This window comes from Actinokineospora enzanensis DSM 44649, from assembly GCF_000374445.1.
In the GTDB taxonomy this organism is placed as follows: domain Bacteria; phylum Actinomycetota; class Actinomycetes; order Mycobacteriales; family Pseudonocardiaceae; genus Actinokineospora; species Actinokineospora enzanensis.
In genome coordinates, this window is the sequence record NZ_KB894418.1 from 1 (window position 1) to 12,730 (window position 12,730).

A 12,730-nucleotide genomic window follows, 5' to 3' on the forward strand; every position below is an offset into this window, starting at 1 on the left:
CGCCGGAACGGCCTCGTACTGGATGTACTTGGTCGTTTCCGGCGGTGCCGTCAGGCACGTCGTGGGCGGGTCGAGACATGGTCGACGTTCTGGGTCGCACCATTAGCTACCTGGGCAGTGCCAACTCGCTGAAGACGGCGTTGTGGTCGCTGCCCGGCAACGAGTACACCGACACCGTGGTGACCCCGATCCGCTTGTCCACCAGCACGTGGTCGATCGTCACCGGCGGTAGATACCCCCGGGGCGAAACCCAGGTGGGCCGCAGCCCCTCACCCACCAGCTCGGCCCCATCCCGATATCCCCGATCCAACAACCCGTTCAACGCCCCGTGATCCAGGGTGGCATTGAAGTCCCCGGCCAGCACCCGCGGCCGCCCGGTGGAATCCGGGCCGGGCAGCGAGAGGATCTCGTTCTGCCACCGTTTCCGATCCCCATCGGACATCACCGGCGGCACCGTGTGCACGGAAACGACCTCGATATCCACCGAACCGGACAGGTCCACCACGGCAGCGGGATTCTCCAGCACCGGATCATCCACCAACACGATCTGCCGCAACGGCACCCGGGCCAGGATCGCGCTCCCCGCTGACCCGGGCAGCGCCCGCACCACCCGATACGGCAGGAGCCGGTCGATCCCCGCGGCGTCCAGCGCGTTCATCGACTCGGGCGTCAGCTCCTGCAACGTCAACACGTCCACCCGGGCATCCCGAACCAGGCTCACCAGCGCCGCCGGGTCCGCCCGCCCGATCATCAGGTTCGCCGACAGCAGCCGCACCCGCTGCCCGCCCGGGATCGGGTCCCCGTCCGGCAGCAGCCGCGGCACCAGCAGCACCCCCAGTGACAGCGCTCCCACCAACGCCAGCACGAACAACACCTTCCGCCGCAGCACGAGCGCCAGCAGGGCCACCACCAGCCCGTAGCCCGCGATGTAGGGCGTCAGGGCGAGCACGCCGACGGTGATGAAGTTGCCGTCGACGCTGCCCAGCCGCAGCACGCACACCGCGAACAGGAGCACGACCAGCAGTGCCAGGAAGACCGTCACCCCGCGCCGCCTGCGCCTGCGCGGCGGTGCTGCCTCCTGATCCCCTCCGTAGTCGCCTCGGTCGCCGTAGTCGTCGTAGGCCAGCGCCGACTCGGTCATCCCTGGTCCAACCCCATGCCACCAGCATGCCTGACATCCGCGCACACGGCTGTCAACCGCCACCCGAGCGCTGACAGTGTCCTGTGCTCGCGCTGACAGCGGCGAGGTCGACCGTGGTCCTCAACGAGAAGGAGGGGGCACGAGATGACCTACGCAATCGAGGCCGAGGGGCTGGTCAAGCGCTTCGGCGACACGGTCGCCCTGGACGGCGTCGACCTCGCCGTGCCAGCGGGCAAGATCCTGGGGGTGCTCGGGCCCAACGGCGCGGGCAAGACGACCGCGGTCCGGGTGCTGGCGACCCTGCTGCGCGCCGACGCGGGCCGGGCCAGGGTGGCCGGGTTCGACGTGGTCGAGCAGGCCACCGCGGTGCGCGGGGTGATCGGGCTGACCGGCCAGTACGCCTCGGTGGACGAGGACCTGTCCGGCACCGAGAACCTGGTGCTGATCGGCAAGCTGCTCGGCCTGTCCCGGGCGGAGGCGAAGGCCCGCGCCGCCGAGCTGCTGGCCCGGTTCGAGCTGACCGACGCCGCGGGCCGCGGCATCAAGACCTACTCCGGTGGCATGCGCAGGCGCGCGGACCTGGCCGCCAGCCTGGTCGGCCGCCCGCAGGTGCTCTACCTGGACGAGCCGACCACCGGCCTGGACCCGCACAGCCGCAACGAGGTGTGGGCGACCGTGCGCGGCCTGGTGGAGGACGGCGTCACGGTGCTGCTGACCACGCAGTACCTGGAGGAGGCCGACCAGCTGGCCGACCTGATCACGGTCATCGACCACGGCAAGGTGATCGCCGCGGGCACCCCGCACGAGCTGAAGCGGCGCACCGGCGGGCTGAGCCTGCAGGTGCGGCCCACCCAGATCGCGGACACCCTCGTCGTGGCCGGGATCCTGCGCGACCTGACCGGCACCGAGCCGCTGGTCGACACCGACAACGGCGTGCTGACCACACCCGTAGACGATCCGCTGCTGCTGTCCACGGTGGTCCGCAGGCTGGACGACGCGGGCATCACCGCGGACGAGCTGGGGCTGCGCCTGCCCAGCCTGGACGAGGTGTTCCTGACCCTGACGGGGCGGACCGCCCCGGTGACCGAGGGGAGCCTGGCATGACCACCGCCGCACCCGCACTCCACATCGGACCCTCCGCCGCGCTGCGGCACGGCATCGCGCTCGCGGGCCGGGCGGTGACCAAGGTCCGCAAGAACCCGGAGTCGCTGCTGGACGTGACCCTGCAGCCGATCATCTTCCTGCTGTTGTTCGTCTACCTGTTCGGCGGCGCGATCAGCGGCAACACCCACACCTACCTACAGACGCTGCTGCCCGGCCTGATGGTGCAGAACATCTGCTTCGCCTCCATGGGCACCGGCATGGCGCTGGCCGCGGACCTCAAGACCGGTGTGTTCGACCGGTTCCGCAGCATGCCGATCGCCCGGTCGGCACCGCTGCTCGGCGCGGTGCTCGGCGATATCGTGCGGTTCATCGTGACGCTGGTCGTGCTGATCGTGTTCGCGGTGATCCTGGGCTTCCGGGTGCAGACCGGACCGGGCGAGTTCGTCATCGCGTTCCTGCTGATGCTCGCGTTCGGACTGTGCCTGTGCTGGGTGTCGGTGTTCGTCGGGATGCTGGTGAAGAGCCCGCAGGCGGTGCCGGGCACGCTGGTGGCCTTCATGCTCCCGCTGACCTTCGGCAGCACCGTGTTCGTCGGGTCGGGCACGATGCCCGGCTGGCTGCAGGCCTGGGTGGACATCAACCCGGTGACGCACCTGACCGAGGCCGCCCGCGGCCTGCTGCTTGGCGGCGACTGGGCCGCGCACACCGGGTGGGCGTTCCTGTGGGCGGTGGCCATCGCGGCGGTGTTCTTCCCGCTGGCGCTGCGCGCCTACCGCAAGCGCGTCGCCTGACCGCTGGGGGTGTTGGCCCCGTTCACCCCGCCGGGGTGGACGGGGCTTCCCCGTTTTCATAGGGGTTCGGCTGACCGAGCACGCTGTGCAGCTCGGCCAGCGCGCCGCTTCGCCCGAGGGCCAGACCGGACTCGTAGGCGGCGGTGCGGCCGTCCACGCCGAGCGCCTCGTCCACACGCGACCGCAGCACGGCCAGTTCCGGGTTGCCCAGGTCGGGATCGCCGCGCACGACGGTGCCGATGCCCAGCATCCGGGCCGCGGCGACCGGGTCGCCCCGGTCGAACAGCACCAGCGCGGTGCACTCGGCGATCGAGCCGACCAGCGGCATGTCCGGCACGTCGCTCATCCGCGCCAGCGCCTCGCCGACCGACAGCAGTGCCCCGTCCACGTCGCCCTCGGCGAGCTGGAGCTGGGAGCGCAGGCAGGCGAACAGGGTCACCCAGTGCGGGGCCTGGTTGACCAGCTTCTCCAGCAGCGCCCACCCGTACTCGTAGTGCTCCCAGGCGGTGCGCAGGTCGCCGCGCAGCCGGGCCACCAGGCTGGCCCAGGACAGCAGCATCGCCTCGCTCTCCTGGTTGCCCCGCCGCCGGGCCAGCACCAGCCCCTCCCGGATGTCCCGATCGGCCCCGTCGAGATCACCGGCCCTGGTGCGCTGCATCGCGAGCCTGCCCAGCAGGCCGGGCAGCTCGTCCGGCGCGCCCAGCTCGGTGACCAGCCGGACCGCGTCGGTGAACGCGGCGATCGCGGCCTCGGTGTCGCCGCGCAGCGACCGCCGCTCGGCGACCTGGCCGACCGCCATCGCCTGTCCCCAGCGGTCGCCGAGACCGCGGAAGACCACCAGCGCGCGCTCGGCGTCGGCCTCCGCCTCGGCCAGGCTGCCCAGGTTCTCCGCGAGGAAGGCGCGGGCCAGCAGGGACAGCGCGCGGGCCCACGGGTCCGGGTGCTCGACGCTGACCCGCAGGCTCTCCATCGCCTCGTCCATGTCGCCGGTGAACGCGGCCAGCATCGGCTCCAGCATCGCCATGATCGGGTAGTGGTCGATGGCGCCGGTGGCCTTCAGGTCGGCCCGCAGCGCGCGCACGTGCTCCCGGTCCGGCATGCCCTCCAGCTGGCCGAACGCCGCGATCGCGCGCAGCGTGGCCCGCGCGTGGCCGGTGGCCGGGCCGGGGATGGCCACCACTTCCGAGACCATGGCGAACGCCTCGCGGTGGTGGCCACCGATCACCCAGTACCAGCCGGCGTCGACCGCCAGCCGGTGCGCGACATCGGCGTTGCCCAGCCGGATCGCGTGCCGCATGGCGGCGATCAGGTTGTCGTGGTCGGTGGTGATCCGGGCCAGCCACTCGACCTGCCCGGGGCCGCGCAGGTGCGGCTCGGCCCTGGCGAGGTAGTCCAGGAAGTACGCGCAGTAGGTGCCCGCCACCTCGTCCGCCTCACCGGACTCGGCGAGCCGCTCGGCGGCGTAGGCGCGGATGGTCTCCAGCATCCGGTAGCGGACCTGTCCATCCCGGCCCTCGGCGGCGACCACGATCGACTTCTCGACCAGCGCGGCCAGCACGTAGACCACGTCCACCGTGGGCAGCAGCTCGTCGTCGGCCACGACGGCGACCACGGACTCCTCCAGCGCCGCCGCCGGGAACACCGACAGCCGCCGGGCCAGCAGCCGCTCCGGCTTCTCCAGCAGGTCCCAGCTCCACTCGACCACCGCGCGCAGCGTGCGGTGCCTGGGCAGCGCGGTCCGGTTCCCGCCGGTGAGCAGCCGGAACCGGTCGTCCAGCCGCTCGGCGATCTGGCCGGAGGTCATCGACCGCAGCCGGGCGGCGGCCAGCTCAAGGGCCAGCGGCATGCCGTCCAGCCTGCCGCAGATCTCCGCGACCACCGGCGCGTTGGCCTCGTCCAGCCGGAACCCGGGGGCCGCCGACTCGGCGCGGTCCACGAACAGGCGCACCGCGTCGGCGGCCGCCACCTCCAGCGCGCCCGCGTGCGGCGCGGGCAGCCCCAGCGGGCCAAGCGGGAACACCGACTCGCCGGTGATCGCCAGCGGCTCGCGGCTGGTGGCCAGCACCCGCAGCCGGGGGCAGCGGGTCAGCAGCGCGTCGGCGAGGGTGGCCGCCGCGGTGATCAGGTGCTCGCAGTTGTCCAGCACCACCACGCATTCCTGCGCGCCAAGCGCCTCCACCAGCCGGTCCAGCGCGGTGCCCAAGCGCGGCCCGGCGGTGTGCGAGTGCGCGTCCACCAGCCGCGCCTCGCGAATACCCAGCCCGCTGAGCGCGGCGGTCGCCACATCGTCGGCGGAGCGCACGCCCGCCAGCTCCACGAACCAGACGGGCCCGTCCCAGGCCGCGATGACCTCCCGGGACAGCCGGGTTTTGCCCGCGCCGCCCGGTCCGAACAGGGTGACCAGCCGGGTGCTGTCCAGCAGCCGGGACACCTCGGCCAGCTCGGCCCGACGCCCGACGAAGGTGGTCAGCGCGGCGGTGGCGACCGGCCGCGGCGCCGCCGGGGCGATCTCGCCGCGCAGCACGGCCAAGTGCAGCTCGCGCAGCTCCGCGGACGGCTCCACGCCCAGCTCGTCGGCCAGCACCTGGCGCACCCGCTCGTAGGCGGCGAGCGCGTCGGCCTGCCGCCCGGCCAGGAACAGCGCCCGCACCAGCAACGCGGCAGGCCGCTCGCGCAGCGGCTGCTCGGCGACCAGGGTGTGCAGCTCGGGGATCACCTCGGCGTGCCTGCCCGCGCGGACGTCGGCGTCCAGCCGGTCTTCCGCGGCGGCCGCGCGCAGCTCGGTGAACCGGGTGATCACGCTCTCGGCGAACGGCGCCTCCTCCAGGCCCGCCAGCGCGGGTCCGTACCAGAGGTCCAGCGCGGCGCGCAGGGTCGCGGCGGCGGCGGTGAACCGGCCGTCGCGCAGCTCGGCCCGGCCGCGCGCGGCCAGCGTCTCGAAGCGGTGCGCGTCCACGTCGTCGGTGGAGATCGCCAGCCGGTAGCCGGAGGGGTGCGACTCGATCAGGCCGTCGGCGTCCGCGCGCAGGCCCCGCCGCAGCCGGGAGACCAGCGACTGGAGCGCGTTGGTGGCGTCCGCGGGCGGCTCGTCACCCCACAGGCCGTCGATGAGCACGCTGGCGGGCACCACTCGTCCGGCGTCAACGGCCAACCGGGCCAGCAGCATCCGCAGCCTGGTCCCGCCCAGCTCGACAGCCGCCCCACCGCTCCGGGCGAGGCGCAGCGGACCGAGCATCGCCACCTGCACACGGACAGCTTTCCAGAACGGGCCAGCGGGATATCGCACCCCCGAAAACCCAGTGGCGGCGGAACCGGACACCGGACGCACAACCGGCACCCGGGAACGGGCCAGGGCGGCCTCCCCGCTGGGAGACCGCCCTGGTCACGGTTGAAGCGTGGTTCCGGCGCTCAGCTCACTCGCCCGAGTTGTCCCGCTGGTCACCGGCGTCGCCACCGGAGGAGGCGGACAGCTCGACCGGCAACGAGTCCGGCACCCGAGTCGGCTTGGGCTCGCCGCGGAAGACGAAGTGCGCCTTGTCCGCGTTCTCCTCCACGCCGTCCCAGCCCTCGACGTCGGTGATGATGATCTGACCCGGCTCGATCTCGCCGAACAGGATCTTCTCCGACAGCTGGTCCTCGATCTCGCGCTGGATGGTGCGGCGCAGTGGCCGGGCACCCAGCACCGGGTCGAAGCCGCGCTTGGCCAGCAGCTTCTTCGCCCGGTCGGTGAGCTCCAGCGCCATGTCCTTGTTGCGCAGCTGGGTCTCCACCCGGGAGATCATCAGGTCCACCATCGTGATGATCTGCTCCTGGTTGAGCTGGTGGAACACGATGATGTCGTCGATGCGGTTGAGGAACTCCGGCCGGAAGTGCTTCTTCAGCTCGTCGTTGACCTTGTTCTTCATCCGCTCGTAGTTCGAGCTGACGTCGTTGCCGCTGGTGAAGCCCAGGCCGACGGCCTTCGAGATGTCCTGGGTGCCCAGGTTGGAGGTGAAGATGATCACGGTGTTCTTGAAGTCCACCGTGCGGCCCTGGCCATCGGTCAGGCGGCCGTCCTCCAGCACCTGCAGGAGGGTGTTGTAGACCTCCTGGTGCGCCTTCTCGATCTCGTCGAAGAGCACCACGCTGAACGGCTTGCGGCGCACCTTCTCGGTGAGCTGGCCGCCCTCCTCGTAGCCGACGTACCCGGGGGGCGCGCCGAACAGGCGGGAGGCGGTGTAGCGGTCGTGGAACTCGCCCATGTCGATCTGGATGAGCGCGTCGTCCTCGCCGAACAGGAAGTTCGCCAGCGCCTTGGACAGCTCGGTCTTACCGACACCGGACGGACCGGCGAAGATGAACGAGCCGGACGGGCGCTTCGGGTCCTTCAGGCCCGCGCGGGTGCGGCGGATCGCCTGGGACACGGCCTTGACCGCGTCCTCCTGGCCGATGATCCGCTTGTGCAGCTCCTCCTCCATGCGCAGCAGACGGGAGGTCTCCTCCTCGGTGAGCTTGAAGACCGGGATGCCGGTCCAGTTCGCCAGCACCTCGGCGATCTGCTCGTCGTCCACCTCGGCGACGACGTCGAGGTCGCCGTCCTTCCACTGCTTCTCCCGCTCGGCCTTCTGCGAGAGCAGCTGCTTCTCGTTGTCGCGCAGCTTGGCGGCCCGCTCGAAGTCCTGCGCGTCGATCGCGGACTCCTTCTCCCGGCGCACGTCGGCGATCTTCTCGTCGAACTCGCGCAGGTCCGGCGGGGCGGTCATCCGGCGGATGCGCATCCGCGCGCCTGCCTCGTCGATCAGGTCGATCGCCTTGTCCGGCAGGTACCGGTCGTTGATGTAGCGGTCGGCCAGGGTGGCGGCGGCGACCAGGGCGGCGTCGGTGATCGTGACGCGGTGGTGCGCCTCGTACCGGTCGCGCAGGCCCTTGAGGATCTCGATGGTGTGCTCCAGCGACGGCTCGCCCACCTGGATCGGCTGGAACCGGCGCTCCAGGGCCGGGTCCTTCTCGACGTACTTGCGGTACTCGTCGAGGGTGGTGGCGCCGATGGTCTGCAGCTCGCCGCGGGCCAGCATCGGCTTGAGGATGCTGGCGGCGTCGATCGCGCCCTCGGCGGCGCCCGCGCCGACCAGGGTGTGGATCTCGTCGATGAACAGGATGATGTCGCCGCGGGTCTTGATCTCCTTGAGCACCTTCTTCAGGCGCTCCTCGAAGTCACCGCGGTAGCGGGAACCGGCGACCAGCGAACCCAGGTCCAGAGTGTAGAGCTGCTTGTCCTTGAGGGTCTCCGGCACCTCGCCCTTGACCACCATCTGCGCCAGGCCCTCGACGACGGCCGTCTTGCCGACGCCGGGCTCGCCGATGAGCACCGGGTTGTTCTTGGTGCGGCGGGACAGCACCTGCATGACCCGCTCGATCTCCTTGGTGCGGCCGATGACCGGGTCCAGCTTGCCCTCGCGCGCCGAGGCGGTGAGGTTGCGGCCGAACTGGTCGAGCACCAGCGACGACGACGGGGTGCCCTCGCCTCGGCCACCGCCCTCGGTGGACTCCTTGCCCGGGTTCGAGTAACCGGACAGCAGCTGCAGCACCTGCTGGCGCACCCGGTTCAGGTCCGCGCCGAGCTTGACCAGCACCTGGGCGGCCACGCCCTCGCCCTCGCGGATCAGGCCGAGCAGGATGTGTTCGGTGCCGATGTAGTTGTGCCCGAGTTGTAGCGCCTCACGCAGCGACAGCTCCAGGACCTTCTTCGCCCTGGGGGTGAACGGGATGTGCCCGCTCGGCGCGTGCTGACCCTGGCCGATGATCTCTTCGACCTGCTGCCGCACGCCCTCAAGGGCGATCCCGAGCGACTCCAGCGCCTTCGCCGCGACACCCTCACCCTCGTGGATCAAGCCCAGGAGGATGTGCTCGGTGCCGATGTAGTTGTGGTTGAGCATCCTGGCCTCTTCCTGGGCCAGGACGACCACCCGCCTCGCGCGGTCGGTGAACCTCTCGAACATTCGCACTCCCTGACTGCTGCGCCGGCGGCCCTTCTCCACGACCTTCCCGTGGATTCAGCACCGTGAGACCACTGTAGTAGGCCCGACGCGTGCGCTCAGTGCCACTCGCGGCCCGATGTTGACCTTTTCGACCGCTTCCGACCACCCGCGGTCGTCCCGTTTCTCCAGTTGGCTCCTTCGTCTCTCCCAACGTGCGACTTCCCGGATGGATTCCACAAGACACCGCCTGTCCGCTGAGCGCGAACACAGCCACCCACTCGGGTATGGCGTCGGTTCACCGGACCGCCGGACACCTCGTGACCGAGTTGGGTAAGGTAAGGCAAGCCTCACTTGATGCCGAGTTCGGGGAAGGAGGCGCCGTGCGGGGGAACACGCGCCTCCGTTCGCCGGTACGACCAAGTCCGATCGGACATCGGGGCCACGGTCGCCCGGCCGCCACTATGGCGCCGCCGCGCGGCGGGCGCCAATGCGCACACCGGGCGGGCGGGTGGCGATGACCGGCTACATCGAGGGGCAGTACTCCGGCCTCACCGCCCGCCCGCGCCGCGGATACCTCGCGGATTCACTCGCCCGGGTCAACCGCAGGCAGACTCGCGCCGAGGTGCGGTTCGGCCTGTCGGACCAGGCCGAGGGTTGGTCCGGGTGTGCGGAGTTCCTCGCCCGGCCGGGCGCGTTCGAGCGCTGGCGGGACGATCTCGGCAGCTGGCTGGCCGACACCTATGGCGATTCGCCCGATCGGACCAGCGCGGGCTACGTGATGAGCTACTACCTCTGGGTCCCCGGCTACCTCGCCGCGCTGCTGTTCCACCACGAGCGCCGGGTCCCGTCGCTGCGCCCGGCCGACCTGGCCTTCCGGCTCGCCGCGCCGCGCCCGCACCCGGCGGCCCTGGCCGTGCTGTCCCCGCACTTCGTCTGCCTGCCCGACGACCCGGCCGCCGGACTGCCGGAGGCCACCGTGGTCCCCGACGAGCGGGCACTGGCCGCCGTGCTGCGCGGCCGGTACACCGCGCACGCCGCGAGGTTCGTGGACGCCTACGCCCCCGGCGTGCGGCTGGGCAGGCGGATGCTCTGGGCCGCGGCCACCGATGTGCTGGACAGCGCGCTGTGGCTGGCCGGGCGCTACGGCGGCGCCGAGGGCGAGGGCGTGCTGGACGCCGCGCTGGTGCTCGGCGCGGGCGAGGCCCCGCTCACCTCCGCCTCCACGCTGCGGCCGGTCGGCGGCGGGACGGAACCACTGCGCTGGACCCGGCGCCGGGAGAGCTGCTGCTTCCACTACCTGCTCGCCGCGGGCCAGGGCCTCTGCGAGACCTGCCCCCGGCTCAGCCGCAAAGGCCGGTAGCCGGGTCGAGGTGGAACGCGGAGAACGGACATCGCCGTTCTCGTGCGGTTCTCGACCCTCGGTCAAAGCGAAGCCGACACACTTCGCATCCCGGTCGCGGCGATTCCGCCAAGGGATAGACCGGGGGCACCACCCAGCGCGATCGGGGATTCACCAGGTGAATACGAAGTGCCGTACGCCACACCGGTCGCGCCCAGTCGACTGGGAAAACGTGAACGCCCGGCGAATTCGCCAGGCAGGCACCGGTCGGCGCGGATAACAAATGATCACGGAAAGCGCAAGAGGCTGCCGACCCCGTCGGCAGCCTCTTATGCGGTCGGTCAGGCCTGCTCGTTGTAAGCGTCCAGAACCTCGGACGGGATTCGGCCGCGGTCGGACACCTTCATGCCCTGCTTGCGCGCCCACTCGCGAATCGCCTGGTTCTGCTCGCGGTCGGCGGTCGCGGTGCGCGGCGGCCTGCCCAGGGTCTTGCCCAGCGGGCGCTTGCGCCCGCCGGAACGCCGCGCGTGCTCGACGAAGTCGCCCAGGATGTCGCGCAGCTTCTCCGCATTGTCATTGGACAGATCTATCGCGTAGGACGCGCCGTCCAGCCCGAACTCGACGGTCTCCTCGGCCACCGAACCATCGAGATCGTCGACCAACGAAACCGTGACCTTCTGCGCCATCTGCGCCCTCCTCCGGCGTGAATGTGCCCTGCCTGCTCGCCTACCGAGTTCCTCAGCACCGTGCGAGAGGTGCTCATCGCTCACCAGTGCGCACTGGAGAAATACTGCCCGGGGGCAGGCTAGCGCAAATCCCGCGGATTGCGTTAGTACCGGATACCCGAACGGGTCATTCGGGCCGGACGAGGGGGAACAGGATCGTCTCCCGGATGCCGAGGCCGGTGAGCGCCATCAACAGGCGGTCGATGCCCATTCCCACCCCACCGGTCGGCGGCATTCCGTACTCAAGCGCGCGCAGAAAGTCCTCATCCAGGCGCATGGCCTCGTCATCACCCGCCGCGCCGTGCCTGGCCTGATCCTCCAGGCGTTCCCGTTCCACCACCGGGTCGACCAGTTCGGAGTAGCCGGTGGCCAGCTCGAAACCGCGGATGTACAGATCCCACTTTTCCGCCACCCCGGGCACCGACCGGTGCTGCCGGGTCAGCGGCGAGGTCTCCACCGGGAAATCCCGGACGAAAGTGGGCGCGTGCAGGTGGTCGCCGACCAGGTGCTCCCACAGCTCCTCGACCAGCTTGCCGTGCCCGTGCTTGGGGTCGACCTCCAGCTCGCGCGCGGCCGCGTGCTTGCGCAGCACCTCCACCGAGGTCTCCGGGGTGACCTCCTCACCGAGCGCGTCGGACAGCGACCCGTACATGGTCAGCGCGGTCCAGTCACCGGACACGTCGTACTCGCTGCCGTCGGCCAGGGTGACCACCTGGGTGCCGAACACCGCCTCGGCGGCCTCCTGCACCAGCTGCCTGGTCGTCACCGCGACGGTGTCGTAGGTGGCGTAGGCCTCGTAGTACTCCAGCATCGCGAACTCGGGCGAATGCGAGGAATCGCTGCCCTCGTTGCGGAAGTTGCGGTTGATCTCGAAGACCTTCTCCAGCCCGCCGACCACGCACCGCTTGAGGAACAGCTCCGGCGCGATCCGCAGGTACAGGTCGACGTCCATGGCGTTGGAATGCGTGACGAACGGCCGCGCGGTCGCCCCGCCGTGCATCGTCTGCAGGATCGGCGTCTCGACCTCGATGAAACCGCGCCGGTGGAAACTGTCCCGCAGCGACCGGACCACACCCGCGCGGTTGCGCACCACATCGCGCGCCTGCCCGCGCACGATCAGGTCGACGTAGCGCTGCCGGATCCGGGTCTCCTCGCTCAACGCCTTGTGCGCCACCGGCAGCGGCCGCAGCGACTTCGCCGCCATTCGCCACTCGTCGGCCAGGATGGACAGCTCGCCGCGGCGGGAGGTGATGACCTCACCGGAGACGAAAACGTGGTCGCCGAGGTCGACATCGGACTTCCAGGCCGCCAACGGGTCGGCGCCGACGTTGTTCAGGCTCAGCATCGCCTGCAACTCGGTCCCGTCGCCGTCGCGCAGCGTGGCGAAGCAGAGCTTGCCGGTGTTGCGCAGGAACATGACCCGCCCGGTGACCGCGACCTTGACGCCGGTGGCGGTGTCCACCGGAAGGTCCGAATAGGTCTCCCGGATCTCGGCGAGGCTGTGCGTGCGCGGCAGTTCCACCGGATAGGGGTCACCGCCCTCGGCGAGCAGCCGCGCGCGCTTCTCCCGCCGGATACGCATCTGCTCGGGCAGGTCGTCGCCGGTCGTGAGGTCTGTCGGCTGCTCGTCGCTCATGCGCAAAGGGTACGGAGACCCGGTAGGGCGCCCCAAA

General features: G+C 70.9%; 8 protein-coding genes. 3 read left to right on the forward strand and 5 right to left on the reverse strand.

The features are described 5' to 3' along the window. Nucleotides 1-106: 106 nt before the first annotated feature. Nucleotides 107-1,141 carry an endonuclease/exonuclease/phosphatase family protein gene (locus C503_RS0119055; RefSeq protein ID WP_018683819.1) on the reverse strand — a complete coding sequence of 345 codons (1,035 nt, stop codon included), beginning with the start codon at nt 1,139-1,141 and terminating at the stop codon, nt 107-109. Nucleotides 1,142-1,285: 144 nt separating this feature from the next. Here C503_RS0119055 and C503_RS0119060 point away from each other — a divergent pair, with 144 nt between their 5' ends. Beyond that, nucleotides 1,286-2,245 carry a daunorubicin resistance protein DrrA family ABC transporter ATP-binding protein gene (locus C503_RS0119060; protein WP_018683820.1) on the forward strand — a complete coding sequence of 320 codons (960 nt, stop codon included), beginning with the start codon at nt 1,286-1,288 and terminating at the stop codon, nt 2,243-2,245. Next, entirely contained in the window at nt 2,242-3,036 is a 795-nt protein-coding gene (locus C503_RS0119065; RefSeq protein ID WP_018683821.1) for an ABC transporter permease, read from the forward strand. Before C503_RS0119060 ends, C503_RS0119065 begins: the two co-directional genes overlap by 4 nt. Before the next feature lie 22 nt (nt 3,037-3,058). Here C503_RS0119065 and C503_RS39975 read toward each other — a convergent pair whose 3' ends face one another. Both C503_RS39975 and C503_RS0119075 read right to left on the reverse strand, forming a co-directional pair. Then, the gene (locus C503_RS39975) at nt 3,059-6,322 is read right to left on the reverse strand and encodes an AfsR/SARP family transcriptional regulator (RefSeq protein ID WP_156893330.1); all 3,264 of its coding nucleotides are present in this window, start codon (nt 6,320-6,322) and stop codon (nt 3,059-3,061) included. A gap of 127 nt (nt 6,323-6,449) precedes the next feature. Beyond that, nucleotides 6,450-9,014, reverse strand: coding sequence for an ATP-dependent Clp protease ATP-binding subunit (locus C503_RS0119075; RefSeq protein WP_018683823.1), 2,565 nt, complete (start codon nt 9,012-9,014; stop codon nt 6,450-6,452). Between the two features lie 493 nt (nt 9,015-9,507). Between C503_RS0119075 and C503_RS0119080 the strand changes: the two genes are divergently transcribed. Further along, nucleotides 9,508-10,353 carry a (2Fe-2S)-binding protein gene (locus C503_RS0119080; protein ID WP_018683824.1) on the forward strand — a complete coding sequence of 282 codons (846 nt, stop codon included), beginning with the start codon at nt 9,508-9,510 and terminating at the stop codon, nt 10,351-10,353. A gap of 320 nt (nt 10,354-10,673) precedes the next feature. Here C503_RS0119080 and C503_RS0119085 read toward each other — a convergent pair whose 3' ends face one another. Further along, on the reverse strand, nt 10,674-11,018 hold the full coding sequence (locus C503_RS0119085) for a histone-like nucleoid-structuring protein Lsr2 (RefSeq protein WP_018683825.1): 345 nt from the start codon (nt 11,016-11,018) through the stop codon (nt 10,674-10,676). 166 nt (nt 11,019-11,184) lie between these two features. Continuing rightward, nucleotides 11,185-12,693, reverse strand: a complete 1,509-nt coding sequence (lysS, locus tag C503_RS0119090; protein ID WP_018683826.1) for a lysine--tRNA ligase — start codon at nt 12,691-12,693, stop codon at nt 11,185-11,187. Nucleotides 12,694-12,730 lie beyond the last annotated feature (37 nt).

Bases quoted from the DNA above. Each gene is read 5' to 3' on its own strand.
- C503_RS0119055 (WP_018683819.1), bottom strand. From the start codon at position 1,141: ATGACCGAGTCGGCGCTGGCCTACGACGACTACGGCGACCGAGGCGAC.
- C503_RS0119060 (WP_018683820.1), top strand. From the start codon at position 1,286: ATGACCTACGCAATCGAGGCCGAGGGGCTGGTCAAGCGCTTCGGCGAC.
- C503_RS0119065 (WP_018683821.1), top strand. From the start codon at position 2,242: ATGACCACCGCCGCACCCGCACTCCACATCGGACCCTCCGCCGCGCTG.
- C503_RS0119075 (WP_018683823.1), bottom strand. From the start codon at position 9,014: ATGTTCGAGAGGTTCACCGACCGCGCGAGGCGGGTGGTCGTCCTGGCC.
- C503_RS0119080 (WP_018683824.1), top strand. From the start codon at position 9,508: ATGACCGGCTACATCGAGGGGCAGTACTCCGGCCTCACCGCCCGCCCG.
- C503_RS0119085 (WP_018683825.1), bottom strand. From the start codon at position 11,018: ATGGCGCAGAAGGTCACGGTTTCGTTGGTCGACGATCTCGATGGTTCG.
- lysS (WP_018683826.1), bottom strand. From the start codon at position 12,693: ATGAGCGACGAGCAGCCGACAGACCTCACGACCGGCGACGACCTGCCC.